The organism is Cupriavidus sp. H19C3 (assembly GCF_049393815.1).
Classification (GTDB): Bacteria; Pseudomonadota; Gammaproteobacteria; order Burkholderiales; family Burkholderiaceae; genus Cupriavidus.
The window spans coordinates 1,455,036-1,480,362 of record NZ_CP184986.1 but is presented as its reverse complement, the minus strand read 5'-3'; the positions used below and the strand labels follow the sequence as shown (position 1 = coordinate 1,480,362).

Genomic DNA, 25,327 nt, shown 5'->3' with positions numbered 1-25,327 from the left:
CATGCCAACGACGGTCAGGCAGCCTGCAATGCCTCGCACTGCGCCTTGCCGAACAGCAGCCGCTGGCGCAGGCCCTGCACCGGGGCGCCCTGCTGGATCAGTTCGAAATACCACGGCCCGTCCTGCACGTCGCCATACAGCACGGCACCGACCAGGCGCCCGTCCTGCAGCACGAGGCGCTTGTAGACGCCGCGGCGCGGATCGCGCAGCACGAGGTCTTCGCTGCCTTCGCCGCCGATAAAGTCGCCGGCGGAGTACAGGTCGACGCCGGTGACCTTGAGCTTGGTGGCGGTGGCCTGCTGCACATAGCGCCGATGACCCGCGCCGGCCAGATGGGCGGCGCAGACGCGCGCCTGGTCCCAGATCGGCGCGACCAGGCCGAAAGTGGCCTGGCGATGCTGCACGCATTCGCCCACCGCATAGATGCGCGGATCGAAGGTCTGCAGCGTATCGTCGACCACGACCGCGCGTTCGCAATGCAGACCGGCACTGGCTGCGAGTTCGATATTGGGTCGCACGCCCGCGGTCATCACCACCAGGTCGGCGGGGATCTCGCTGCCGTCGCGGAAACGCACGCCGGTCACGCGGGTGTCGCCGAGAATCGCGTCGGTCTGCGCGCCGAGCAGGAAGCGCAGGCCCTTGCGTTCGAGCGCCACCTTCAGCAGCGCGGCGGCAGGCTTGTCGAGCTGGCGCTCCATCAGGCTGTCGGCCAGGTGTACCACGGTGACATCCATGCCCTGGCGCAGCAGGCCGTTGGCGGCCTCCAGGCCGAGCAGGCCACCGCCGATGACCACGGCATGACGATGATCGCGCGCGGCCGCCAGCATGGTCTCGACATCCTGGATATCGCGGAAGGCGATCACGCCGTCCAGCGTATGGCCGGGCACCGGCAGGATGAACGGCTTGGAGCCGGTGGCGAGCAGCACCCGGTCATAGCGAATTTCGCGTCCCGACTGCGCGCGGACGATGCGGCGCGGGCGGTCGATCGCCACCACCGGATCGCCGGCAAACAGCTCGATGCGATGCTGCGCGTACCACTCGCGCGGATTGAGCATGATGTCGTCGACGGTCTTCTCGCCCGCGAGCACCGGCGACAGCAGGATGCGGTTGTAGTTGCCGTGTGGCTCGGCGCCGAACACGGTGATGTCATACAGGTCGGGCGCCAGCTTCAGCAGTTCCTCGACCGTGCGCATGCCGGCCATGCCGTTGCCGATCACGACGAGGCGGGGCTTGTGCGAAGCTGGCGTCTGCGTCATGCCGCGAGCTCCTCTGCCGGTTCGCGTGCGATCACGCTGGCCGCGACCCATACCTTGCCGTCGTAGACGCGCGCGGGATAGGCATCGACCGAATGCTCCGGCGCCTCGAGGCACTCGCCCGTGCGCAGGTCGAAATGATGCTTGTAGATCGGCGATGCCACCACGAGGCGGTCGCCGAGGTTGCCGACCAGGCCGCGCGACAGCACGGACGCCTGCGAGTTGGGGTCGAAGTTGGCGATGGCATAGACTTCCTCGCCACGGCCGATGCGGAACACCGCCACCTGCTTCTGATCGACCAGCGCGCAGACACCAGTATTGGGCACGATATCGCGCAAGGTGCAAACGGCGGTCCAGGTGTCGTTGTGGTGCGTATGGCTCATCACGTTCTCCTTTCGTCAGGCTGCCTTTGCGGGCACGGCCACCACGGGAATGTGGCTAAGGCGGGCTCGCTGCAAGTTCCGTTCCTCCGGCGTGGCCGGGCGTACCTGGCCGCGCTCCTCCATGAAGACCACGGTGTCGTCGCGCAGGTCGCTGTTGACGAAATGGCGGAAGCGCTTGCGCGTTTCCGGATCGGTGACGGCACGTTTCCATTCGTCTTCGTAGGTGTCCACCACGTGTTGCATCTCGGCTTCGAGGTCGGCACCGATGCCGAGCTTGTCGTCCACCACCACCGACTTGAGATAGTCGAGGCCGCCTTCGAGGTTGTCGCGCCATACGCTGGTGCGCTGCAGGCGGTCGGCGGTGCGGATGTAGAACATCAGGAAGCGGTCGATATAGCGCAGCAGCGTGTCGCGGTCGAGGTCGCCGGCCAGCAGTTCCGCATGGCGCGGCTTCATGCCGCCGTTGCCGCAGACATAGAGGTTCCAGCCGCGTTCGGTGGCGATCACGCCGACGTCCTTGCCCTGGGCTTCGGCGCATTCGCGCGTGCAGCCCGAGACGCCGAACTTGATCTTGTGCGGCGCGCGCAGGCCCTTGTAGCGGTTCTCCAGCGCGATGGCGAGGCCGACCGAATCGTCCACGCCGTAGCGGCACCAGGTCGAGCCGACGCACGACTTCACGGTGCGCAGCGACTTGCCGTAGGCGTGGCCCGACTCGAAGCCCGCGGCGATCAGTTCTTCCCAGATCAGCGGCAACTGTTCGAGGCGCGCACCGAACATGTCGACGCGCGCGCCGCCGGTGATCTTGGTATAGAGGCCGTACTTCTTGGCCACCTGGCCGACGGCGATCAGACCGTCGGGCGTGACTTCGCCGCCGGGCATGCGCGGCACCACCGAGTAGGTGCCATCCTTCTGGATGTTGCCGAGGAAGTAGTCGTTGGAGTCCTGCAGGCTCGCATGCTCTTCCTTGAGCACGAAGTCGTTCCAGCACGAGGCCAGGATGTTGGCCACGGTGGGCTTGCAGATATCGCAGCCCATGCCGTTGCCATGCGCGTCCAGCAGCGTCTCGAAGGACTGGAAGCGGCCCACGCGCACGAGGTGGTAGAGCTCCTGGCGGGAGTAGCGGAAGTGCTCGCACAGGTGGTTGTTCACCGCCATGCCCTGCTTCTTCATCTCCGCCTTCATGATCTGCGTGACCAGCGGCACGCAGCCGCCGCATGCGGTGCCGGCCTTGGTGCACGACTTGAGCGCACCGATACTGGTGGCGCCATCGCCCACCGCGGCGCAGATCTCGCCCTTGCTCACGTTGTTGCACGAGCAGATCTGCGCGGTGTCCGGCAGCGCGTCGGCGCCCAGCGCGGGCCTGGCCTGGCCGTCGGAGGCGGGCAGGATGAGGAATTCGGGCGACTCCGGCAGTTCGATGCGGTTGAGCATCATCTGCAGCAGCGTGCCGTACTCCGCGGCATCGCCGATCAGCACGCCGCCAAGCAGGTAGCGGCCGCAGTCGGACACCACGAGCTTCTTGTAGATCTGACGGCGTTCGTCGGTGAACTGGTACGCGCGACTGCCCGGCACGTTGCCGTGGGGGTCGCCGATGCTGGCCACGTCCACGCCCATCAGCTTGAGCTTGGTGCTCATGTCGGCGCCGGCGAACTCGGCGGTCTCGCCACGCAGGTGGCGGGCGGCCACGCGCGCCATGTCGTAGCCGGGCGCCACCAGGCCGAAGATCTTGCCCTGCCACAGCGCACACTCGCCAATCGCGTAGATGTGGGGGTCCGAGGTCAGGCAGTTGTTGTCCACCACGATGCCGCCACGTTCGCCGGTGGCGATGCCGCTGGCACGCGCCAGCTCGTCGCGCGGACGAATGCCGGCGGAGAACACGATCATGTCGGTGTCCAGATGCGTGCCGTCCGCGAAGTTCATGCGGTGCGTGCCGGCCTCGCCATCGACGATCTCCACCGTATTCTTGCCGGTGTGCACGGTCACGCCGAGCGACTCGATCTTCTGGCGCAGCATGCGGCCGCCGCCATCGTCCACCTGCACCGCCATCAGGCGCGGCGCGAATTCCACCACATGCGTTTCCAGATCCATGTCGCGCAGGGCCTTGGCGCATTCGAGGCCGAGCAGGCCGCCGCCGATCACCACGCCGGTTTTGGCGTGTGCGCCGCAGGCCTGCATTGCTTCGAGGTCTTCGATGGTGCGATAGACGAAGCAGTCCTTGCGGTCCTTGCCCGGCACCGGCGGCACGAACGGATACGAGCCGGTAGCGAGGACCAGTTTGTCGTAGGCCAGCGTTTCGCCGGTGGAGGTGGTCACCGTCCTTGCGGCGGTGTCGATGGCGGTGGCCCTGGCGTTGAGGCGCAGCACCATGTTGTCGTGCTGCGCGAAAAAGCCGGGCGGCACCAGCGACAGATCATCGGCGGACTTGCCGGCGAAGAATTCGGACAGGTGCACGCGGTCGTAGGCGGGGCGCGGTTCCTCGCAGAGCACCGTGACCTCGAGTTCGCGCGCACCGGCGTCGGCGAGGCATTCGAGGAACTTGTGGCCGACCATGCCGTGCCCGACGATGATGATTTTCATGATGGCAGTCCTGGAGTCTTCTGGTATGCGGTAAATCGGTTGGTGCGTGGGGGCTTGTCCGTGGCGCGCGGTGGCGCCCGAGGGGGCGCTCGCATGAGCCCTCAGTTCGCCAGTTCGTAGAGCGCCTGTTCACGCGCCTTGTGTTCGGCGCTGAAGCGCACGGCAATGGCGCACAGCGCGGCCAGCGTGGCGACGATGCCGAGCCAGGTCAGCGTCTGGTGCAGGTCGCCCAGGCCCTTCATCAGGAAGCCTGCGGCCACCGCGCCGACATTGCCGCCGGCGCCGATGATGCCGGCCACCCCGCCCAGCGCCTTGCGGTCGATAAAGGGCACCAGCGCATAGGTGGCGCCGCATGCCATATGAGTGAACAGGCCAAACAGCAGCATGGCCACCACGGCGGTCGTGACGCTCGACGCCTGGGCGAACCACAGCAGGCCAAGGCCTTCGCCGAGGATCAGCACGAACAGCAGCATCGAGCGCGCATCGAGGCCGCGCCGACGGGCGGCCTTGTCGGACAGCCAGCCACCGAGGGCGCGGGCAAACAGCGCCAGCAGACCGAAGCTCGCCGCGGCCAGGCCGGCGGCCTTGAGCGACAGGCCGAAGCGATCGACGTAATAGGTGGCGGCCACGTTATGGATGAACAGTTCCACGCCAAAGCACGCGCCGTACGTGATGAACAGCATCCAGACGCGATAGTTGGCGCTGGCCGCGCGGAAGCTGGCCCAGCCGCCGCCGCCCTTGCCGCCCGACACCGCGATGCCGCGCGCGCGCAGGTCCGAGAAATTGCCTTCGGGGCAGTCCTGCGTATAGCGCCAGTAGACGACGGCCATGATCAGCATCAGCACGCCCGGCACCACCAGCGCGAGGCGCCAGCCGAGCGTATGGTCCACGCCGAGCATCAGAATCGCGCCCAGCAGCAGCGGCATCGCGCCCTGTGCCACGCCGCCGCCGGCATTGCCCCAGCCGGCCGAGGCCGCGTTGGCGGTGCCGACCACGTTTGGCGCGAACATCACCGAGGTGTGGTACTGCGTGATCACGAAGCTCGCGCCCACGGCGCCGATCAGCAGGCGGAAGAACAGGAAGGTCTCGTAGTTCTGCGCCAGCGCCACGCCGAGGACGGGCAGGGCACCGATGGCGAGCAGGCCGGTGTACGTCTTGCGCGGGCCAAAGCGGTCGCACATCGGACCGATCACCAGGCGCACGAGGATGGTCACCGCCACCGCGGCGATGTTGATATTGGCGATCTGGCCGGGCGTCAGGCCGAACTCGCCCTTGAGCACCGGCATCAGCGGCGCGCATGCAAACCATGCGAAGAACGAGACGAAGAACGCCATCCAGGTCAGGTGGAAGGCACGCATCTGCGGCGTCTTCAGGCTCAGCAGATCGATCCGGGTGGCTTTGCCGCTCATCTTGGCTCCAAAACAAAAGGCGTCCCGAGCCACCGATCGATGATCAGTGTCTGGGGACGCCGTTGTCCTACCGCCAGCTACATGGGATAGCCGGCGGGCATTGTGGGGTGGGCAGATCGCCGTTGATCGGCCCGCTCGCTATATCGCAAGCGGTGTGCCAGCGCGAAGAGTGATTATTAATTATCTTTTTTGGTGGCTGACCCGCCTTATGCGGCATCTCCGTGCACTGTTAAGCCGCGTGGGCGTCGAGACCTCGCACGCTCATGGTGCAGTGCAATGTTTTGGGGCGTCGGCGATTGGTGCGCGCCAATGCTGTGGGCGGCTAGCGCGGGGGAAGCGGTCGGCGGCGACCAGGCGAACGATGGTGACGAAGGGGACGAAGGGGACGAAGGTAACGAGAGGGGCGAGACTGGCCGGCGGACCGGTATGTCAGGTCGAGAGCGTCACCGGTTCTTCCTGGCGGGCGGGGAGCAACTGCATATCGGCCGGCGACACCGGTGCGCCGGTTTCGTCGACCAGCGCTACCTTGACCTTGAGCCCGGTCGTGCGCGAGCGAACTTCGGCGGGCCCCTGGCCGCCTGCGGCGAGGTGGGCATCGCCCCATTGCATCAGGCCGACCAGTACCGGCAGCAGCTCGACCGCGGCGCGGGTGGGTTGATAACCGAAGCGTTCGCGCTCGCCCGGCTCCTTATAGCTGACCTTGCGTAGCAGGCCGGCTTCCGTCAGCGTCTTGAGCCGCGCCGACAGCACCGCCGGGGAGCATTGGAGCCGTTCCAGAAAATCGTCGAAGCGGCGCACGCCTGAAAACACGTCGCGCAGGATCAGCATGGTCCACTTTTCGCCCAGCAGCGAGAGCGCGGCGGCGATGGAGCACTGGTCGAGGGCGATTGGCGGTGGGATTGGCATGGTGTTTTCAGCATAGCACGCTGACTACATTTGCAAAAGTCAGCACAGCTTCTATACTCTGGCTACGAATTAAATAGTCAGGTGGCATCATGGGGCAGCGGATGATCGGCGGCGCAGGCGATGAACAGCGATGGAGCCTGGGGGGTGCCAGGCAGGTGGTGGTGCGCGCGGCCCGCGAGTCCGATGAAACGGCGTTGCGCCGGTTTATCGACGGGCTGACGCGGGAAAGCCGCTATTTCCGCTTTCTCTCGGGCAGCCGCGTACCCGACGAGGCGATCCGCAGCTTTGTCGGGCCGCGGGCGGATGCCGGGCGCAGCCGCGATGTCACACTGGTGGTCATGGCCGGCGACGAGGTGGTGGCCAACGCGATGTATGTGGTCAACGATGCCGATGAAGCCGAGTTCGCGGTGGTGGTGGCCGATGCATGGCAGGGTCACGGTCTGGGCCGCCGGCTGATCCAGCACCTGCAGCAACGCGCGCGCGCGGCCGGCCTGCGTGGCATGCGCGGCGATGTGCTGAGCGAAAACCGGCGCATGCTCGCGATCGTGCGTGGGCTCGGATTCGGCACGCGGCGCCACCCCGAGGACAGTTATCTGCACGAGGTCAGCCTGCGGCTGACGAGCAGCCATCGCGAAGACTGGCTGGCGCGCGACTGGTTCGAGGCGTAAGCGTGGCGCCTGTCGCCGGGCGTCCGCCGGGGACTGGCGGATGTTCGCCAGGGGGGTGCTAGCTGGTGCTGGCCGCCTGGTGTTCGCCCCCTAGTGCTTGCCCCGTGCCGTCGCGGTACAGCCGATCGACGCCACGATAATGCTGCCGATGGCCAGCCACTGCACCAGCGTCAGTTGCTCGTGCAGGAACATCAGCCCGGCCAGCGCGCCCATCGCGGGTTCCATGCTCAGCAGGATGCCGAAGGTCCGGCGCGGCAGCCGCTTGAGCGCGACCATCTCGAGCGAATATGGAATCGCGCTCGATAACAGGCCCACCGCCAGCCCCGCCAGCAGCAGCGAGGGCTTGAGCAGGTCGCTGCCCGCATGGGCAATCCCGAACGGAAACACCACGAGCGCCGCCATGGTCAGGCCCAGCGAGGTGGCCTGCCCGCCGTGGGCGCTGCCGGCCATCTGGCCAAATACGATATAGAGCGCCCAGCCCACGCCGGCGGCCAGCGCAAAGCCGATGCCGACCGGGTCGAGATGCGTTGCGGCGTCTCCCAGCGGCAGCAGCAACAGCAGGCCCGTCACCGCAAAGGCAATCCAGAGAAAATCGATGGCCCGCCGCGACGACAGCACGGCGACGGTCAGCGGACCCGTGAACTCGATGGCAATTGCCAGCCCCAGCGGAATGCTGCGCAGCGACATGTAGAACAGCAGGTTGGTGGCGCCGAGTGCGGTGCCATAGAGGGCGATGGCACGCGCGTGCGCGCCGGACAGCGCGAAGCGCCATGGGCGCCAGACGCAGATCAGGATCAGCGCGGAGAAGCCGACCCGCAAGGCGGTGGTGCCCTGCGCGCCGACCGCCGCGAACAGGCTTTTGGCAAACGACGTGCCGATGCATAGCGACGCCATCGAGCCGATCAGGGCCAGTACGGCAACGAGGGTGGCGCTCTGGCTGTCGCGGGTAAGGGGCAATTCGGATCCTGTTCGGGGCAGTGGGTGCGGCATCATCGCCGAGCGGCGGCCGGGATGCCATAGACACTTTCCGAGTTGCTCGCTGCACAGTTGTGGGGCGGTACGCTTACGCCGGCGTTGGCGTTGGCGTTGGCGTTGGCGTTGGCGTTGGCGTTGGCGTTGGCCCGGCCTGGCCCGGTCTTGCCATGGCGTGCGGCGAGGGCGGCGAGGGCGGCCGGTCTGGCCCGTCACGCGCGGAAGGGCTGGCGGCGCGCGGCCGCGAATCCTATCGTGGAGGGAGCCTGGCCCGGCGTCCGCATGGAGCGGGTTGCCGGTCTGGAGGCATGCGCAGGATCCCTCGGGATGCCCGGCACCGGGCCCCGCGCCTCGAAGCACGCCGATACCTGGAGCCCCTCATGGAAGCCAAGACCCCTGTCCGTCATGTCGTCATCACCGGCGCCGCCGGTGCGCTGGGCCGCGCCGTGGCGGGCCGCTTTGCCGGGGAGGGCGCGCGCCTTGCCCTGATCGACCGCGACCTTCAGCACCTGCAGACCGTCTTCGCCCATCCGGAACCGGACCACGGCGGGCACCTGCTGCATGCTGCCGACGTGACGTCCGATGCGGCCATGGCGCCGGTGGCGGCGGCCATTCTGGACGCGTTCGGCTCGGTCGATGTGCTTGTGCACGTGGCCGGGGGCTTCGAGATGGGAGAACCCACGCACGCGCTCAGTCGCGAGTCGTGGATGCGCATGATGGAGCTGAACGCATGGTCATTCGTCGCGGTGACCGGGCATTTCATTCCGGCGATGATGTTCCAGCGCAGCGGGAAGGTCATCGCGGTGTCCGCCCGCGCGGCCGCGGCGGGAGCGGCGACCATGGGCGCATACTGCGCCTCGAAGAGCGCGTTGCAGCGTCTGGTGGAAAGTCTTTCGCACGAAGTCCGCGGTGCCGGCATCAACGTCAACAGCATTGCACCGAGCATTCTCGACACACCGGCCAATCGGCAAGGCATGCCCTCGGCCGATCCTGCCCACTGGGTCTCCACCGGGCAAGCCGCACGCGTCGTCGCGTTCCTCGCCTCGGAGGGCGCGGCGGCGATGCATGGTCAGCATGTGGTGCTCGATGGCTTGAGTTGAGTGGACGTCCAGCGTGAAGCATCGCACCAGCGCGCTGGTATCGATACCGATCATCGCGCCATTTCCGAGGCCACCGCATATTCGACGACGGTGTCATGCATGTCTTCCACCGCCACCGGCTTGCCCTTGGTGCGGCAGGCAGCCTTTGAGCGCCGCGCGACAAGGGCAGCGGTTTTACACGCGGGCATGGCGCGCGCCGCCTGCCGCCTGCCGCCTGGCGCGACAATGCGCTGCTATCTGCGGGCCAGCCGTGCCAGTGGCAACTGGTCCAGCCGCTCGCGAACGACGTCGCGCATGCGCGGCGGCGCCGGCAATTCGTCGAGCAGCGCGGGCCAGCGTTCTTGTGCGAGCCCCACCGTATCCTTTACCGCCGCCAGCACGATGCGCTCGGCGATTCTAGCCGCGCGCGCGAAATCGCGATAAGTCTGCAGCGTTTGCGCGCGCTGCAGGCGGTCGATGGCGACGTTCTGGCCGAACGCGGCAAAGCCCGGCAGGCCGGCGACACAGACGATGTCGTAGGCCGGCGACAATTCCGGCATGCTGCCGTTCCGATAGAGGAACGAGAAGTTCTTGAGGTGCGCGTCGCTATTGCCGATGAGGGTGTTGACGGCCTGCCGCATGAAGAACTGGCGGACGTCCTCGATGCCACGCACGCCAAGCCGGTCCAGCAGCCGCACCAGCGCGACATAGGCGTCCTCACCCGCATACTTGTGGGCCGGCATGCGCGTGAGCACCTGGCACGCGTCTTCCGCATGCACGCGCCCGCCCGGCTCGCGGTCGAAGCGGTCCACGCCGAGGCAATGCAGATCCGGCCCCAATGCCTCGGCCAGGCCCGGCACGTCGAGCGCCGTGAGCGGCAACGGGCGACACGGCGCCACCGCCACGCCGGCCGCCTGCGCCAGTTGCATCGACACGTACTCGTTGAAGATCTGCTCGTCGTCGTTGCGCGCCGGCAGCTTGGCGATCAGGTCCGACAGCTTGCCGTGCGTCGGCATGGTGTAACGCTTGCCCGCGTGGGCGGTGGACAGCGCGAGCTTGTTCTGCACGCCCGATACCGAGGCCGCGCCTTCGGTGGCACCCTCGACCACGGCAATCTCGAGGTTGTCGCCACCCCCGGTGACGCCCACCGTGCGCACATGACCGGGCAGGGTATCGATGTGGGCGGGACGTACGACCAGTGCGCCGGGCAGGTCCTCGCCGGCGGCGGCCAGCACCCCGAAGTCGTCACGATCCTCGGCACGATGCCGCGTGGCCTCCAGCCGGCGGCGCAGCTCGCCTTCCGGCAGCAACCCGGCGAAATAAGGCGGCAGTTGCCCGTTGATGTTGTAGAGCGCGCGATGAAACGGGTTGGACAGAATTGCCGCGGTGAGCGCCTCGTTGCCCGGAATGGTCAGTGACAGGCTCAGCGTGGGCCGGCCCGCGTCGCCGCGAAAGGTCTCGGTCGGCACGAAGCGGCAGGTCCGTTCCACCTCGCAGAGATAGCCGCACAGGACATGATGGAGCCAGACTTCCAGGTAGCGCGGGCGCAGTCCGTCACTCATGAGTCGCTCCCCAGCAGCAGGTCGACGGAGGTGGGCGCCTCCCGGTCGGGACCGCTTTCCTTGCCTTCCAGCAGGCGCCGTACCGCCGGCACCTGATTGCGCGGCACGAGCACCCATTCGGCGTCGAGCGCCGAGGCAAGGGCGTCCAGCGTCGAGGCCCGCACGTCGGTGCGGCCGCTCAATGCAGTCGAAAGATTCGGCGGCGCCATGCCGACCAACTGGGCGAGGGTGGTAAGGGATATGGCGCGGCGATCACGCAGACCGCGTAACTGCGCAAGAAATGATGTCATGACATAAGAAACGGCTAAGAGTTATGTCATAGCATACTGCATCGTAGTAGCGGATGTGATGGAATAACATAATTTCATGGGAAAAATATGTTATTCCATCATTGCGAGGCGCAGGCGGGGCCTGGCGACCCCCGCCGAACCCCTGCCGAACGCCGGCCGAACCCGTCGGTGAACCCCTCAGCGATTCTTTTCTCCGGCGTCCGATCGCCCGGCCCCAGGTTCCGCTAGCCCCAGATCCTCCGCCCCAAGCGGAGGCGCCACCTCTTCCAGTGCCCGCCGTTCCGCATCGACACCATACCGAAGCGCCAGCAGTCCGCCCGCGATCACGAGCGCGGCGCCGACACCGTAGCCGGCCGCCACGGCATCGCGGCTGCCCGTCTCGATCAGCGTGCCGAACAATACCGGTGCGATAAAGCCGCCGGTGCCGGTGCCCACCGCATAAAACACCGAGATGGCAAGCGCGCGCATCTCCAGCGGAAAGACCTCGCTCGCGGTCAGGTAAGCCGAGCTCGCCGCGGCCGAGGCCAGGAAGAACACCGCGGACCAGCACAGCGCGAGCGAACGCGCGTCGAGCGCACCGCGCATAAACGCCCACCCTGTCAACGCCAGTCCCACCCCGGACAGGCCGTAAGTCAGCGCGATCATCCTGCGCCGGCCGATATGGTCGAACAGTGGACCCAGGATCAGCGGGCCGGCGGCGTTGCCGAGCGCAAACGGGAAGATATAGAGCGCCACACGCTCTTCGGGCACGCCTTCGAAGCGCGTGAGCACCAGCGCATAGGTAAAGAAGATCGCGTTGTAGAAAAACGCCTGCGACACCATCAGCACCAGCGTCACCATGCTGCGCACGCGATAGCGCCGCAACAGGATGCGCACCACCTCGCGCAGGGTCGGCGTGGCCCGCCCCGCATAGACGACCGGGGCTCGCGCCGGCACTGGCGGCAGCGGCCCGTGCCGCGCGGCGATGCTCGCCTCGATGGCGGCGATGACGCGCTCCGCTTCCGCGTGCCGGCCATGCGTGGTCAGCCAGCGCGGGCTCTCGGGCACATGGCGCCGGATCAGCACGATGGCCACGGCGAGCACCGCGCCCAGCGCAAAACAGACGCGCCAGCCCCACACCGGGCCGAGTACGCGCGGGTCCAGCACGACCAGGCTGAGGCCGGCACCGAGCGCCGCGCCCAGCCAGAAGCTGCCGTTGATCGCCAGGTTGACGCGCCCGCGCACCCGTGCGGGAATCAGTTCGTCGATGGCGGAATTGATCGCCGCATATTCGCCGCCGATCCCCAGGCCGGTGAGGAAGCGGCACAGTGCAAAGAAGGCAAAGTCGGGCGCAAAGGCCGTGGCCAGCGTGGCGCCCATATAGACGAACAATGTGGTCAGGAACAGCCGTTTGCGGCCGAGGCGGTCGGCCATGCGGCCAAAGACGAGCGCGCCGATGACGGCGCCGAGGATATAGAGCGAGCCGGTCCAGCCGACCTGGGCGGCGGTGAGGGCCAGCGTGTCGGGCCGTTCCAGCACCGCGCCGACCGACCCCACCAGCGTGACTTCGAGCCCGTCGAGGACCCAGGCCACGCCGAGCGCGATCGCCACGCGCCAGTGCCACGCGGACCATGGCAGCCGGTCGAGCCGGGCGGGAATATCGGATTGCCAGCCGGAAATAGTCGCCTCCTGCGTGGGGTACCAGAGTGGGACGGCACCACGCCATCGTAGTTCAATGGCGTTGTGATGCAAAACGGGGTGGTCTTCGTCATGAAGACCACCCCGAGACCCCCTGGCGGCGACTCCCGCTTCGGGACTGCTTCGTGACTTACTGGGCGGTGGTGGTGAAGTCGAGCGCGTTGCTCAGGTCACCCATCCTGGGCTGCTTGTTGGCGACCAGGGAATCGTCGCGCAGCTTCAGGCCCGGCAGCGTCGGCAGGTTGAAGCGGTGCGTGATGAAACGCAGCACGGAACCGGTGTCGTATTGCGTATGGTCGATGTAGTTCTTGCGCGCGAACGGCGAGATGATCATGGCCGGAATACGCGTGCCGGGACCCCAGCGGTCGCCCTTGGGCACGGCGGCGTGGTCATAGAAGCCGCCGTTTTCGTCATACGTCACGATGACGACCATGTTCTTCCACTGCGGGCTCTGCTGCAGCCTGGAAATAACCATGGCGATATGGTCGTCGCCTTCCTTCACGCTGGCGTAGCCCGGGTGCTGGTTCAGGTTGCCCTGCGGCTTGTAGAACGTGACGGTCGGCAGGTTGCCGGCGGCTGCATCCTGGAGGAACGACGCATCGTAATCACGCAGGTGAGCGTTGCGGTAATCGAGATGGTCGATCGGGCTGAAGTTCGCGTAGAAATTGAACGGCTGGTGGTGTGTCTGGAAATTGGGCGCATGCTGGCCGTTGTTGATCAGCGAACGATTCGCCGTCACGGCGTTCCAGGCGCCCGAGTACCAGGCCCAACTGATATGGCGGGCATCGAGCAGGTCGGCGATGGTCTGCCCGGTCTGTGCCGGCAGCGTGTTGGCCTTGCCCGGGTCGGCAAGCTTGCCGGTGGTGTCGGTCGAGGGCGGGGCATTGCCGCTCGGCTGATACGGCGGCTGCATCGTGTTGACGGCGTAGAACTTGCCCGAGCCGTCGTCCGCGGTCAGCGTGTTGTCGTTGAGGTAGGTCGGCGCGGCGGTCAGTACGCTGGTGGCGGCATTGGCGGCCGGGGTCAGGCGTACGAAGTTGCCGTTGGCATCCTTGTCGATCTTCGAGATCGAGCCGGCCGCCACCGAGCTGGCGGCATTGGGATATTCCGGCGCGCAGGCGCAGACCAGGTACTGGTGGTTCAGGAACGAGCCACCGAAGGCGCCGATGTAGAAGTTGTCCGCCAGCGTGTATTGCTGCGCGATCTTCCACATGGCCATCTTGCTGCCGTCGTAGTAGCCCATCGAGAGACCGCCGGCGTCGGAGTAGGCCGCGAACTTGTCGTTCTTGCCGCCGTTGATCTGCATCTGGTTGTTGTAGAAGCGGTGCACCAGGTCACGGGTGATCAGGCTTTGGTCCACCACCACGCCGGTGTCCTGCATGCCGCCGGCGGCATCGATCTGGAACGGCTTGTTCGGCCACGCGGTGGTCGAGGCCTGGGCGATCTGCAATGGATTGTTGTTGCCGTCGACCTGGCCCGATGCCAGCACGCCGCTCCACGTGGGCGGCAGCACCGGCAGCGTGGAACCGTCGAAGTCCTTCTGCGGCTCGGCCGCGCCAAGCCTGGACGTGGGGTTCACGCCCGGAATGCCGTCGGCGCCGGGGAACAGGCCGTACAGGTTGTCAAAGCCGCGGTTTTCGGCATAGATCACCACGACCGTCTTGACGTTTTCCATCGCCACATGCTTGGCCACGCCATCGCGAATGGCCTGGCCGATATTGCCGCCCGACGCCACGGCGCTGGCGATCAGGTCGAGGGTCTGGTCGATTTCCGCCTGCAGGATCGCCTTGATCGCAGGGTCGGTTTCCTTGTTGTGGTCGGTCAGCAGCTTGGCCGCGTCCACGCCGATGCGCGCGGCCAGTTGCTGGCTGGCCACGTCGAACTTGCCGCCGTTGGCGTCCATCAGCGCCATCAGCTCGGTGGAGATCGCGCTCAGCACCACGTTGCTGCCCGCGGGCGCACGGAACACCAGCTTGCTCGTGACCGGGGTGTCGCCGTCGGCTCCGTGGCGGATCGCGTCGGTATTGATTTCCGCCACCACCGGGCCGGTGCCTGCCAGCGTGAAGGCACCGTTCCTGTCGCTGAACACGGACGTCTCGCCGCTATCGCAGGCTGCGTTGGCGTTGGCGTCGATGCAGACCTTGGCGTGTTCGTAGTAGCTGCCGGTCACCACGCCAGAGGTGGTGGCGGCGGGCGTTGCGGGAGCGTTATCGCTACCGCCGCAGGCGGCAAGGCTGGCAGCCGCGATGGCGGCCAGCGGCAAGAGACGGATGGCACGGCTCATGGATTTCCTCGTTCTTTTATGTGGGAATTCGTTGCATATGCACTGGGTGCGTGGCGGAGTCTGAGCGGCGCATGTGTCAGATTGATGATGGCAACCCTTCACTCCGACCGGAGCCGGACGACGGCCTGAAGCGCATATGGCGGTGTCATGACTGACACAGCGTTGTCATGCGCCGGGCCTAGCCTGTCGTGCCGCCTCCCCGTCATTTGTCTGTCATCACTCCGTCATGACCGTGCTGCCGTCTTTCCGTGCCGTGCCCGCGTTGCCAGTCAGTCCGACATCTCGCGCGGCGGCCCGGCTCGCCGCAGTCGTCGCCGTGGTGGTCGCGGCGAGCTTGGCGGCCGCATGCGGCAAGGCACCCGAGCCGCCCGCGGCCAAGGCACCGGCGGCAGCGATGGCGCCGGCAACGATGGCATCGGCATCGGCGGCAGGAGCGGCGCCGACGTCGCCAGCGGGGCAAAAGCCGTTCTACGCGCTGATGGCGGAGCGCCACCCGTCGATTCCGCAACTGACGGCGCTCGGCAGGGCGCTGTTCGTCGATCCTGCGCTGTCGGCGTCCGGCAAGCTGGCCTGCGCGAGTTGCCACAGCCCCGACCACGCGTTCGGTCCGGCCAACGATCTGTCGGTGCAGCTCGGCGGTGTGGAGATGACGCGCACCGGCGTGCGCGCGGCACCGTCGCTGCGCTACGTGCAGAACGTGCCGCCGTTTACCGAGCATTTTCATGAGGACGACGGCGACGATTCCGTCGACCAGGGGCCCACCGGAGGCCACAACTGGGACGGACGCGCGAACTCCACGCACGACCAGGCGCGCATTCCGTTGCTGTCGGCGCACGAGATGGCCAATGCCGACGCGCATGCCGTGGCCGAGACCATCCGCAAGGGTCCGCATGCCGCGACCTTCCGCCAGGTGCTGGGACAGGACATCCTCGATCGCGACGACACCGCGTTCACCGCGGTATTGATGGCGCTCGAGGTCTACCAGGAGGTGCCGACGGATTTCTACCCGTACACCAGCAAGTACGATGCGGTGCTGCGCGGCAAGGCCACGCTGACGGCGGCGGAATCGCGCGGGCTGCGCGTGTTCAACGATCCCGCCAAGGGCAATTGCGCGGCCTGCCACCCGAGCCGCATGCGCGAGGACGGCGGCTTTCCGTCGTTCTCGGACTTCGGCTTCATCGCGGTGGGCGCGCCACGCAACCGCCAGTTGCCAGTCAATGCCGACCCGAAGTTCTTCGACCTGGGTCTGTGCGGTCCGGACCGGACCGACCTGTCCACGCATGCCGAGTACTGCGGCCTGTTCCGCACGCCGTCACTGCGCAACGTGGCGCTGCGCAGGACGTTCTTCCACAACGGTGTGTTCCATTCGCTGGAAGCCGTGCTGCATTTCTATGCGGAGCGCGATGTGAATCCGGGCAAATGGTATCCGCGCAAGGCCGACGGCACGGTCGACAAGTTCGACGATCTGCCGGCGCCATACCGACAGAATGTCAACATGGAGGCGCCGTTCGGTGGCAAGCCGGGGGACCGGCCTGCCATGACGGACGCCGAGATCCGCGACGTGATTGCGTTCCTGAAGACGCTTACCGATGGCTATCGGGTGGCTTCAACGCATTGAAAGTGGCAAACCGAATGGCTGGTTCGCATGGCCGACAGGTTGTTCGCGCAGCGTACGCAAAGATGCGTTGTGGCGACCAGCCTGTCAGCGCGGGAGGAGGGGAGCAGCCGTCAACAACTGCGCCCCACGGCTTTGAGCATCGAGCGGCCGTGATCGGTGATCTGCGGAAGCGGACGGTCGTGCGAAGGTTCGAGACTGACCAGTTCGTGGGCAATCAGTGCGTCGAGATCGACAGGATCGATCTCCGGGCTATCGGTGGCGGTATCGGAGCGGGTTTGCGGGCCATTGCCGATCAGCATCAGCGTGGCGAGTTCGTGTGGGCTCAGCACAGTGTTCTCCTTGGCGAGAGGGGAGCGGTTGCTGGGGACTAGGAGATGCTTCTGCTTGGCTGGTGCATCTTGCGTATCTGCAAAATACGTCCGTAACCTGGGTCGCAACTTCAGCTGTAACTTCAGTTGTAACATCGGTTGTACCGTCGTTTGTACCGTAGGTCCGCAATGCGAAGCATCTGCCGTCGAAAGGAAAGTCAATCCAGCCATTTACGTCACTATCATGATGTAAATGGCGTTCATGACGGGACTGTCATATTGCGCTGCACCGTGGCCGCACGCGACAGTCATTGCTTTGACGAGGTCATGCCGGGCGGGTTCCACCCAAGTACAAAACCGCTACAAGACGGAGGGCCTTTTCTAAAGTCCCAGCGCCAGACCGTCGCTGCGCGGATCGTGCGCACCTTCAAGATGGTACGCATCATGGCCGATGGCGATGACACCCGGATGTCCGGCCAGCGGACTCTGTGCGGCGATGGGGCTGAGTTCGTGCCCACGTGCCGCGAGCAACCGCATCACATCGTCACCGGCATCGGCCTCGAGCTTGAGGCTGTCGCGCGCGTCGGAGAACGTGCGGCCCAGCAGAAAGCGCGGCCGCGCCAGTGCCTGCAGGGGATTCATGCCATGGTCGATCAACCGGGTGAGGACCGCCGCCAGCGTCTGCGGCTGGCCATCGGCACCTTGCGTGCCGTACAGCAGCCGCGGCCGCCCGTCCTGCAGATACATGCCCGGATTGAGCGTATGGAAGGGCCGCTTGCCCGCTTGCAGCACGTTGTGATGCGTCGGTTCGAGCGTGAATGCCGCGCCGCGGTTGTGCCAGAGAATGCCGGTATCGCCCGCCACGACACCGCTGCCCCAGTCGAAATAGATGGTCTGCAGCACGCTTGCGCAACGGCCGTCGCGATCGGCGGCGGCCAGGAATACGGTGTCGCCATGCTGGTAGACATGCGGCCACGGCAGCGCGCGCGCCGGGTCGATGCGCGCCGCCAGCTGGTCGAGGCGCGCCGATGACAGCATGGCCGCCACCGGTACCTCGGCGAACTCGGGATCGGCGACATGACGGTTGCGTTCGATAAAGGCCTGCTTTACCGCTTCTACCAGCAGGTGGTAAAAATCCGCGCTGCCCTCGGCCACTCCCGCCATGTCGAAGCGTTCGAGGATGCCCATGATCTGCAGCGTGGTGACGCCCTGCGTGGGCGGCTGCAGGCTCAACAGCTCGCCGCCGCGATAGGGCACGCGCAGGGGCGCTTCCTCGCGTGCGCGCGTTTGCGCGAAATCGGCCAACGTCAATGACGAACCTGCGGCGCGCAAGCCGGCGACGATGCGTGCAGCCAGTTCGCCTTCGTAGAACTCACGCGGACCCAGCGTGGCAATGCGTTCGAGGCTGCGGCCCAGGTTGGTCTGGCGCAGCGGCGTGCCGACCGCCGGAATCTGCCCGCCGGGCATGAAGGTCTGCGCAAAGCCCGGCCATTCGTGCAGCGCATCGGCGCGGAAGGTCTGCCAGAAATGCTGCGACGGCGTGACCGGAAATCCTTCGTGTGCATGGCCGATGGCGCGCTCGAACAGTCGCTGCCATGCAAGCGTGCCCTGCCACCGGTCACGGCTGATGGCGAACGCGCGCGCCCAGGTGTCGACCGTCGCCGCGGTCGTCAGCGTGGCGCCCGCGCCGCGCACGGGGATTGTCCCCGTGCCCGCGGTGGCCCCGTTGGCGCCGAACGCGGGCAGGTTGGCGGCTGCCTGGCCGATGCCGGACAGGGTGCGCACGTCGCCCCGCCCATCGGCGAGGATCCAGAACGCGTCGCCGCCCAGGCCGGTGAAATGCGGATAGGTGACCGCGAGCGTGGCGCCCATGGCGATCGCCGCCTCGATCGCATTGCCGCCCGCGCGCAGGATATCGAGTCCCGCTTCGCTGGCCAGCGCATGCGGGCTGGTGACCATGCCCGCGCCCGAGTGGGCCAGTGTGCCTGCCATTTTCAATGTCCTCCCAGATAGGCCTGGACCAGGGCCGGGTCGCGCGCGAGATCGGCCGCGGGTCCGCTGGCCACCACGCGGCCTTCTTCCAGCACATAGGCGCGGTCGGCCAGCGCGAGCGCCAGCGCGGCCATCTGGTCGACCAGCAGGATCGTGATCGACGATTCGCGCAAACGGTCCAGCGAGGCGAACAGGTCGGCAATGACCTTCGGCGCAAGGCCGAGCGAAGGTTCGTCGAGCAGCAGCACCGTCGGATGCGACATCAGGCCGCGTGCCACCGCCAGCATCTGCTGCTCGCCGCCGGACAGCAGGCCGGCACGCTGATGCTGCCGCTCGCGCAGGCGCGGAAAGCGCGCGAACATCGCTTCCACGCGTTGCAGCATCTCCGCGCGCGTGAGGCGGCCCGATGGAAATGCGCCCAGGCGCAGATTGTCGAGTACCGACAGCTCGGGAAATACCTGCCGGCCTTCCGGCACCAGTACCACGCCCATTGCCACGATACGGGCGGCGTCGAGCCGGGCGAGGTCGGTACCGTCGAACGTGATGCCGCCGCTGACGGGGCGATGCAGGCCGGCCATCGCGCGCATCAGCGTGGACTTGCCCGCGCCGTTGGCGCCGAGCAGTGCCACCATTTCGCCTTCGCGCACCTGCAGGTCGACATCGTGCAGCACCGGCGCGGCGCCATAGCCGGTCCGCAACGCACTGACGCCGAGTACCTCCGGGGGCAGCAGGTCGGGGCGGGTGGCGGTGGCACGCGTGCGGGCGGGCGCGGCACCCTCCGTGCCGCTGGCCGGATCGTCGCCGAGATAGGCGCGCCGCACGGCGGCATCGTTGCGGATCTCGTGCGGCGAACCCATGGCCAGGCGCCGGCCCGCATCGATCACGACGATATGGTCCGACACGTCCATCACCAGCGACATGTCATGCTCGACCAGTCCCACCGCGATACCGCTCGCGGCGATACGCCCGAGCAACGTGCCGAGCCTGGCCTTGTCCTCGCGCGAGAGTCCCGCCGCCGGCTCGTCGAGCAGCAGCACGGCCGGCTGCATGGCGAGAGCGCGCGCAATCTCGACCAGGCGCCGGTCCACATGCGCGAGGTCGGCGGCGCTGGCGTCGGGATCGCCCAGATAGCCGCACGCGCGCAGCCATGCACGCGCCTGTGCGCGCACGGCGGGCGCGCGGAAACGTGCGATGCCGAACAGCGTGCCCAGGCGTCCGCCCGCAAGCGCGAGGGCGACGTTGTCGGTCACGCTCATGCCGGCAAACAACTGCGTGGTCTGGTAGGTGCGGGCGATACCCTGGCGCGCGCTATGGCAGGCGCCACGCGCCGCCAGCGGTTCCGCGCCAAGCCGGCGGCCGCCCTCGCGCGGGCGATAGTAGCCCGACAGCATGTTCAGCACCGTCGACTTGCCGGCGCCGTTGGGGCCGATCAGGCTCGTCACCCTGGCTGGAGCCAGCTCGAAGGAGAGGTTGTCGACCGCGCGCACGCCACCGAATACCATCGACAGCGCGAGCGCCGAGAGGCCGCGACGCGCCTCCTGCGGACGCGCGGGCAGGGGCATGGCAACGCCGTCCGCCTCGCCGGCGGGGTCATCGGTGCGCTGAGGGGCCAGGCCGACCGCATGCGCGACCGGGCGCATGCGCCGGTACAGGCTTGCCACCACGCCGACGATGCCCGTCGGCGCGACCCACAACACCACGAGCAGCAGCAGCCCAAAGCACAGCAGGCGCAGGTTCTCCAGGCTGGACAGCATCTCCGGCAGCAGACCCACGACCACCGCGCCGACCAGCGGCCCGGCCACGGTGCCGGCGCCGCCGATCATCACCACCAGTACGAACAGGATCGATTGCAGGAACGAGAACATGCCCGGCGTGATCAGTCCCTGCAGCGGCGCGTACAGGCCGCCCGCCAGGCCAGCCAGCGCGGCGGAGCAGGCAAAGCCGGCGGTCTTGACCACGAGCGGGTCGATGCCGATCGAAGCGGCCGCGGTGTCGCTGTCGCGCACCGCGCGCATGGCCGCGCCCCAGCTCCCGCGCGAGATCCGTACAAAGCCCGCCAGCACCACGCCGAGCACCACGAGCGCGATCAGCGCAATCGCGCGCTCCCCGCCCTCCACGCCGGGCAAGGAAGGCTGGGCGATGCCCATGATGCCGTTCTGGCCGCCGGTGATGGTGCGCCATTCGACCGCACCATGTTCGACGATAAAGCCGAAGGCGATGGTCACCATCGCCAGGCCCGGGCCCTTGACGCGTAGCGCCGGCAACGCGAGCAATGCCCCCAGCGCGCCGGCCAGCAGCATGCCGAGCGGCCATGCGGCCCAGAAGCTCCAGCCAGCCTGACCGGTGAGAATGGCAACGGTGTACGCGCCGATGGCATAGAAGCCGACGTGGCCGAACGAGACCTGCCCGGTCAGGCCGAGCAGCAGATTGAGGCCGACGCCGCAGATCGCCAGCATGGCCACGCCGGCGATGACAAAGACGAAATAGCCGTTGAGCGTCAGCGCGAGTCCGGCGGCGAGCGCCAGCGCGATACAGATGCCGCCGATCTGCAGCGGCGTGCCGAGCCCGAGCCATGGCGCAGCGGGGGCCGGACCGGCCGGCAGCGCGCGCGGCGCGGTGGCTGGCGTGGCGAGCGGATGGCCCGCGGGATGTCCCGGCGTCATGCCTGTTTTCATTCCTTGCGTCATGTCGGGCTTCATACCTTGCGCACCTCCGCGCGGCCGAACAGTCCGTCGGGGCGCAGCGCCAGCAGCGCGATCACCAGCGCAAACGTAATGATCTGCGTGTAGCTGGAACCGAGCGCCGCGGTGACCAGCGCTTCCGCCACACCAAAGATCAGGCCGGCGACCATCACGCCCCAGGCGCTGGACAGCCCGCCGAGAATCGCCACGGCAAAGGCCTTGAGACCGAATACGGTCCCCATGTCGGCCTGCACGTTGAACAGTGGCGCGATCAGCACCCCCGCCACGCCGGCCAGTAGCGTGGACACGGCAAACGCGCCGGCGATGGTGCGCCGGATCGGAATGCCCATCAGGCGCGCGGCGTCGCGGTTCTGTACCACGGCGAGCATCGCCACACCCCAGCGCGAGCGGCGCAGTACGTAGTGCAGCACGGCGGCAAGGGCGAGGCCGACAACAGGAATCACCAGTTGCAGCGGATACACGCCCACGCCCGTGTCGCCAAGCTGCATGGATTGCGTGGCGAGCGGCGAGGGCAGGCTGCGCGGCTCGGTGCCAAACCAGAGCATCACCACGTTATCGAGCACGATCCCCAGCGCCACGGTCGCCATCAGCCACGCATTGGAGCCGCGGCTTGCAAACGGCCGCACCGCCAGGAACTCCACCGCCAGGCCGTAGAGCGCGCACAGCGCGAGCGCAAGCACGATCGCCAGCGGCATGGGCCAGCCCAGCGTCTGTGCAAACGCATACGTGAGCACCGCGCCCAGCATCATGGAGCTGCCCTGTGCGAAGTTGACCGTGGCCGAGACCGCGTAGGTGATGTGAAAGCCCAGCGCCATCAGCCCGTACATGCTGCCCAGGCCAAGCCCGCTGATCAGGGCGGAGATCCATAACATGGTGAGTCCTTCGATGCGTGACAGGCCGGTGGCTTACTTCGTCGACACGGGAACGATGCGGTTGTCGACGAACTGGGCCCACACGTAGTCGTGCTCGTTGAGCGCGTCGTGCATCTGCGGTGTGAACGGCTTGACGTAGGTCTTGATCAGGCCTTCGTAGCGATCGATCTTGTAGAAGCCCTCGCGAATGGCATCGCCCTTGGTGCTGCCCGCCTGCGCGATGGCCAGCGCGGCCAGGTGCATGGCGTCGTAAGCGTTGGCGACGCCGACCGCGGGCGTGATGTCGTCCGGTCCCTTGACGTCGCTGTATTTCGCCTTGAGCGCGTTGATCACGCGCGTGCTGACGGGCGACGGCTGGCCGAAGAAGCTGTAGGTCTGCACAAAGTGGACGTTGCTGGCGCCGGGCCCGGCCAGTTCGGTGAAGCGGCCGCCGGCGGGGCCCCAGTGCGAGACCACCGGCACCTTCCATCCCATGCGGTCGAGCGACTTGACCACCTGCGCGGAGGGGCCGACGTTGCCGACCATGAGCAGTACGTCCGCGCCGGCCGCCTTCAGGCGACCGAGTTGCGGTACCACGTCGACATCGTTGGCCTCGAACTTCTCCACGCCGGCGGGCTTGAGGCCCTTGGCGGCGAGCGCGGCGACGATGCCCTTTTCATTCGATTCGCCCCACGGATTGTTCACCAGGATCAGGCCCGGCTTGCTGGCGCGGAACGCGGCCTGCGCGTGCTGCAGCATGGCGCGGTCGACCACTTCGTCCACCGCCGACACGCGGAACACGTAGTTGGGGTTGGCGCCATTGCGCGTGATCGGCGTGCCGGCGGCCCATGGGCCCATGAACGGCACCTTTTCCTGGTTGGCGATCGGCACGATGGCCATCGACACCGGCGTATCGAGGCCGCCAAACAGCACGGCAACCTTCTCCTTGTAGATCAGCTCGCGCGCGGCCAGCACGCCCTTGGCCGGGTTGCCTTCGTCGTCGCGGCGCACGAGTTCGAGCTTGCGGCCGCCCAGCAGGCCACCCTTCGCGTTGATCTCGTCGATGGCGATGGTCATGCCCCGCGTCAGCGCCTCGCCGGCACGCGCGGACTGGCCGGACAGCGCCGTGATCAGGCCGATCTTGATGCTGTCGGCAGCGTGGGCGGGCAGTGCGCACAGCGCGCACGCGGCGGCGGCAACCGAAAGCAGGGCACGGCGTCGAGGTTGGAACATGGCAAATCTCCGGAAGACAAGGGTCGGCAGGGTAGGGAGGTCGCGACGTGAAACGAAGCGTTGCCCGTCGATTGCAAGAGCCATGCCACTTCGCTTCGGGAATCGTCGAGATTCGTCAGCAGCGCGCCGTCCATTCCCGCAACATCAGCACGGGCAGCGTGCAGACGATCTGGCGCGCTTTTTGCGGACGATTCGCGCATCGTTTTGCATACGATCAAATTGGCCCGGATTCGCACGGGTGCGGTGCGCGATGGGCCAAAACAGGGCACGTCGCGCGACGGTGCCAGCGATCGGGGCACGCGGGCATGACCGCCGCATATTCATCAGACCACGAAAGGCATTCGATCCATGACGCAACCGACGTTCGGACCTCTCCGCACGCACGGCCGCTTCCCCTACCGGCCCATCACCGATGTCGACCGTTTCCGCTGGCCGAACGGCGCGCACCTGGCGGTGTACCTCGGCTTCAATATCGAGCACTTCGCCTTTGCCGAAGGGCTCGGCGCGAACCTCGGCCCGGTGTCGCCGCAGCCGGACGTGCTCAACTACAGCTGGCGCGAATATGGCAACCGTGTGGGGGTATGGCGTTGCCTGGAGCTGTTCGACCAGCTCGAAATGCCGGCCGGCGTGCTGCTCAACACGGCGCTGTACGACCATTGCCCGGAGGTGATCGACGCCTGCGTGGCGCGCGGCGACGAACTGATCGGCCACGGCCACACCAATGCGCACCGTCAGAGCGAGTTCGACGAAGCCGGCGAGCGCGCGCTGCTCGACCATTGCCGGGCCCGTATCCGCGCCCACAGCGGGATGGCGCCCGACGGCTGGCTGTCGCCGTGGATCGCCGAGACCCTGCATACTCCCGACCTGCTGGTCGAGGCCGGCTATCGGTATACGCTCAACTGGTGCCACGACGACCGGCCCGTGCGCATGCAGACGCGGAGCGGGCCACTGTGGTCGATTCCATATCCGCAGGAGCTCAACGACATTCCGATGATCATGGCGCGACAAATGGATGCCACCGCATTTGCCGACATGATCATCGACCAGTTCGACGAGATGCTGGCGCAGGCCAACCATCCGCGCCATCCGCAGCCGCTGGTGATGGGCATTGCGCTGCATCCGTATATCGTCGGCCAGCCGTACCGGTTGCGCCACCTGCGGCGCGCGCTGGCGCATATCGCGGCGCGCCGCAGCCATGGCGAGGTGTGGATGACCACGCCGGGCGCCATCTGCGACGTCATGGACATGCAGTATCCGTCCGTGTCCGCCGAACCCACGGCCCTCACTTCACGCTAACATCATGGCCATCGTTTCCCTGACGGATGTCATGCCTCCGAAAGCCACCAGCAGGGCCGAACGCGGACCCGCGGCCAAGGTCACGACGAAGACCGCGGCAAAGGGCCCGACGAAGGGTCCGACGAAGGGTCCGACGAAGGCTCCGACGAAGGGCGCAGCCAGACTCGACGGCAAGATCGCAACCCGGTCCGCAACCCGGTCCGCAGCCAGGCCCGCAACCGGACCCGCAACCCAGGCGCCGACCCCCTCCACCGTGGGCAAGCCCGC

Annotated in this window: 20 protein-coding genes; 4 read left to right on the top strand and 16 right to left on the bottom strand. The window is 67.2% G+C overall.

Annotation, left to right across the window (positions count from 1 at the left end):
- Positions 1-14: 14 nt before the first annotated feature.
- From DFLDMN_RS26180 to DFLDMN_RS26160, 5 genes are all read right to left on the bottom strand, one after another.
- A complete protein-coding gene (locus DFLDMN_RS26180) occupies positions 15-1,256 on the bottom strand; it encodes an NAD(P)/FAD-dependent oxidoreductase (RefSeq protein WP_423198661.1) in 1,242 nt (413 codons plus the stop codon).
- Positions 1,253-1,636 (bottom strand): nitrite reductase small subunit NirD, encoded by a 384-nt coding sequence (nirD, locus tag DFLDMN_RS26175; protein WP_423198660.1) that lies wholly within the window; start codon positions 1,634-1,636, stop codon positions 1,253-1,255. Before nirD ends, DFLDMN_RS26180 begins: the two co-directional genes overlap by 4 nt.
- Positions 1,637-1,651: 15 nt before the next feature.
- Positions 1,652-4,213 (bottom strand): nitrite reductase large subunit NirB, encoded by a 2,562-nt coding sequence (nirB, locus tag DFLDMN_RS26170; protein ID WP_423198659.1) that lies wholly within the window; start codon positions 4,211-4,213, stop codon positions 1,652-1,654.
- A 101-nt stretch (positions 4,214-4,314) separates the two neighbouring features.
- Positions 4,315-5,622, bottom strand: a complete 1,308-nt coding sequence (locus tag DFLDMN_RS26165) for an MFS transporter (protein WP_423198658.1) — start codon at positions 5,620-5,622, stop codon at positions 4,315-4,317.
- A 429-nt stretch (positions 5,623-6,051) separates the two neighbouring features.
- Positions 6,052-6,528: a winged helix-turn-helix transcriptional regulator gene (locus DFLDMN_RS26160; RefSeq protein WP_423198657.1), complete on the bottom strand. Its 477-nt coding sequence runs from the start codon at positions 6,526-6,528 to the stop codon at positions 6,052-6,054.
- Between the two features lie 89 nt (positions 6,529-6,617).
- On the opposite strand from DFLDMN_RS26160, the gene DFLDMN_RS26155 reads away from it, so the two are divergent.
- Complete coding sequence (locus DFLDMN_RS26155; RefSeq protein ID WP_423198656.1) at positions 6,618-7,196, top strand: GNAT family N-acetyltransferase; 579 nt, start codon at positions 6,618-6,620, stop codon at positions 7,194-7,196.
- Positions 7,197-7,286: 90 nt separating this feature from the next.
- Here the strand turns inward: DFLDMN_RS26155 and DFLDMN_RS26150 are convergent, their stop codons facing one another.
- Positions 7,287-8,153 carry an EamA family transporter gene (locus tag DFLDMN_RS26150; RefSeq protein ID WP_423198655.1) on the bottom strand — a complete coding sequence of 289 codons (867 nt, stop codon included), beginning with the start codon at positions 8,151-8,153 and terminating at the stop codon, positions 7,287-7,289.
- A gap of 395 nt (positions 8,154-8,548) precedes the next feature.
- Here DFLDMN_RS26150 and DFLDMN_RS26145 point away from each other — a divergent pair, with 395 nt between their 5' ends.
- Complete coding sequence (locus DFLDMN_RS26145) at positions 8,549-9,268, top strand: SDR family NAD(P)-dependent oxidoreductase (protein ID WP_423198654.1); 720 nt, start codon at positions 8,549-8,551, stop codon at positions 9,266-9,268.
- 50 nt (positions 9,269-9,318) lie between these two features.
- Here the strand turns inward: DFLDMN_RS26145 and DFLDMN_RS26140 are convergent, their stop codons facing one another.
- From DFLDMN_RS26140 to acpA, 5 genes are all read right to left on the bottom strand, one after another.
- Entirely contained in the window at positions 9,319-9,456 is a 138-nt protein-coding gene (locus DFLDMN_RS26140) for a hypothetical protein (protein ID WP_423198653.1), read from the bottom strand.
- A 45-nt stretch (positions 9,457-9,501) separates the two neighbouring features.
- Positions 9,502-10,809 carry a type II toxin-antitoxin system HipA family toxin gene (locus tag DFLDMN_RS26135; protein ID WP_423198652.1) on the bottom strand — a complete coding sequence of 436 codons (1,308 nt, stop codon included), beginning with the start codon at positions 10,807-10,809 and terminating at the stop codon, positions 9,502-9,504.
- Entirely contained in the window at positions 10,806-11,099 is a 294-nt protein-coding gene (locus tag DFLDMN_RS26130) for a helix-turn-helix domain-containing protein (RefSeq protein WP_423198651.1), read from the bottom strand. The genes DFLDMN_RS26135 and DFLDMN_RS26130 overlap by 4 nt, the downstream gene beginning before the upstream one ends.
- Before the next feature lie 177 nt (positions 11,100-11,276).
- Positions 11,277-12,758 (bottom strand): MFS transporter, encoded by a 1,482-nt coding sequence (locus tag DFLDMN_RS26125; RefSeq protein WP_423200579.1) that lies wholly within the window; start codon positions 12,756-12,758, stop codon positions 11,277-11,279.
- A gap of 148 nt (positions 12,759-12,906) precedes the next feature.
- On the bottom strand, positions 12,907-15,060 hold the full coding sequence (gene acpA / locus DFLDMN_RS26120) for an acid phosphatase (protein WP_423198650.1): 2,154 nt from the start codon (positions 15,058-15,060) through the stop codon (positions 12,907-12,909).
- 226 nt (positions 15,061-15,286) lie between these two features.
- Here acpA and DFLDMN_RS26115 point away from each other — a divergent pair, with 226 nt between their 5' ends.
- Positions 15,287-16,678 (top strand): cytochrome-c peroxidase, encoded by a 1,392-nt coding sequence (locus tag DFLDMN_RS26115; protein ID WP_423198649.1) that lies wholly within the window; start codon positions 15,287-15,289, stop codon positions 16,676-16,678.
- 110 nt (positions 16,679-16,788) lie between these two features.
- Here the strand turns inward: DFLDMN_RS26115 and DFLDMN_RS26110 are convergent, their stop codons facing one another.
- The 5 genes from DFLDMN_RS26110 to DFLDMN_RS26090 all read right to left on the bottom strand — a co-directional run bounded on the left by DFLDMN_RS26110 (position 16,789) and on the right by DFLDMN_RS26090 (position 23,764).
- Positions 16,789-17,007, bottom strand: a complete 219-nt coding sequence (locus DFLDMN_RS26110; RefSeq protein WP_423198648.1) for a hypothetical protein — start codon at positions 17,005-17,007, stop codon at positions 16,789-16,791.
- A gap of 360 nt (positions 17,008-17,367) precedes the next feature.
- Positions 17,368-18,978 (bottom strand): gamma-glutamyltransferase family protein, encoded by a 1,611-nt coding sequence (locus DFLDMN_RS26105; protein WP_423198647.1) that lies wholly within the window; start codon positions 18,976-18,978, stop codon positions 17,368-17,370.
- Between the two features lie 2 nt (positions 18,979-18,980).
- Positions 18,981-21,641 carry an ATP-binding cassette domain-containing protein gene (locus tag DFLDMN_RS26100; RefSeq protein WP_423198646.1) on the bottom strand — a complete coding sequence of 887 codons (2,661 nt, stop codon included), beginning with the start codon at positions 21,639-21,641 and terminating at the stop codon, positions 18,981-18,983.
- Positions 21,642-21,673: 32 nt separating this feature from the next.
- Positions 21,674-22,552 (bottom strand): branched-chain amino acid ABC transporter permease, encoded by an 879-nt coding sequence (locus tag DFLDMN_RS26095; RefSeq protein ID WP_423198645.1) that lies wholly within the window; start codon positions 22,550-22,552, stop codon positions 21,674-21,676.
- Positions 22,553-22,585: 33 nt separating this feature from the next.
- Positions 22,586-23,764: an ABC transporter substrate-binding protein gene (locus DFLDMN_RS26090; protein WP_423198644.1), complete on the bottom strand. Its 1,179-nt coding sequence runs from the start codon at positions 23,762-23,764 to the stop codon at positions 22,586-22,588.
- A gap of 348 nt (positions 23,765-24,112) precedes the next feature.
- On the opposite strand from DFLDMN_RS26090, the gene DFLDMN_RS26085 reads away from it, so the two are divergent.
- Positions 24,113-25,060 (top strand): polysaccharide deacetylase family protein, encoded by a 948-nt coding sequence (locus DFLDMN_RS26085; protein WP_423198643.1) that lies wholly within the window; start codon positions 24,113-24,115, stop codon positions 25,058-25,060.
- The last annotated feature ends 267 nt before the right edge of the window (positions 25,061-25,327 follow it).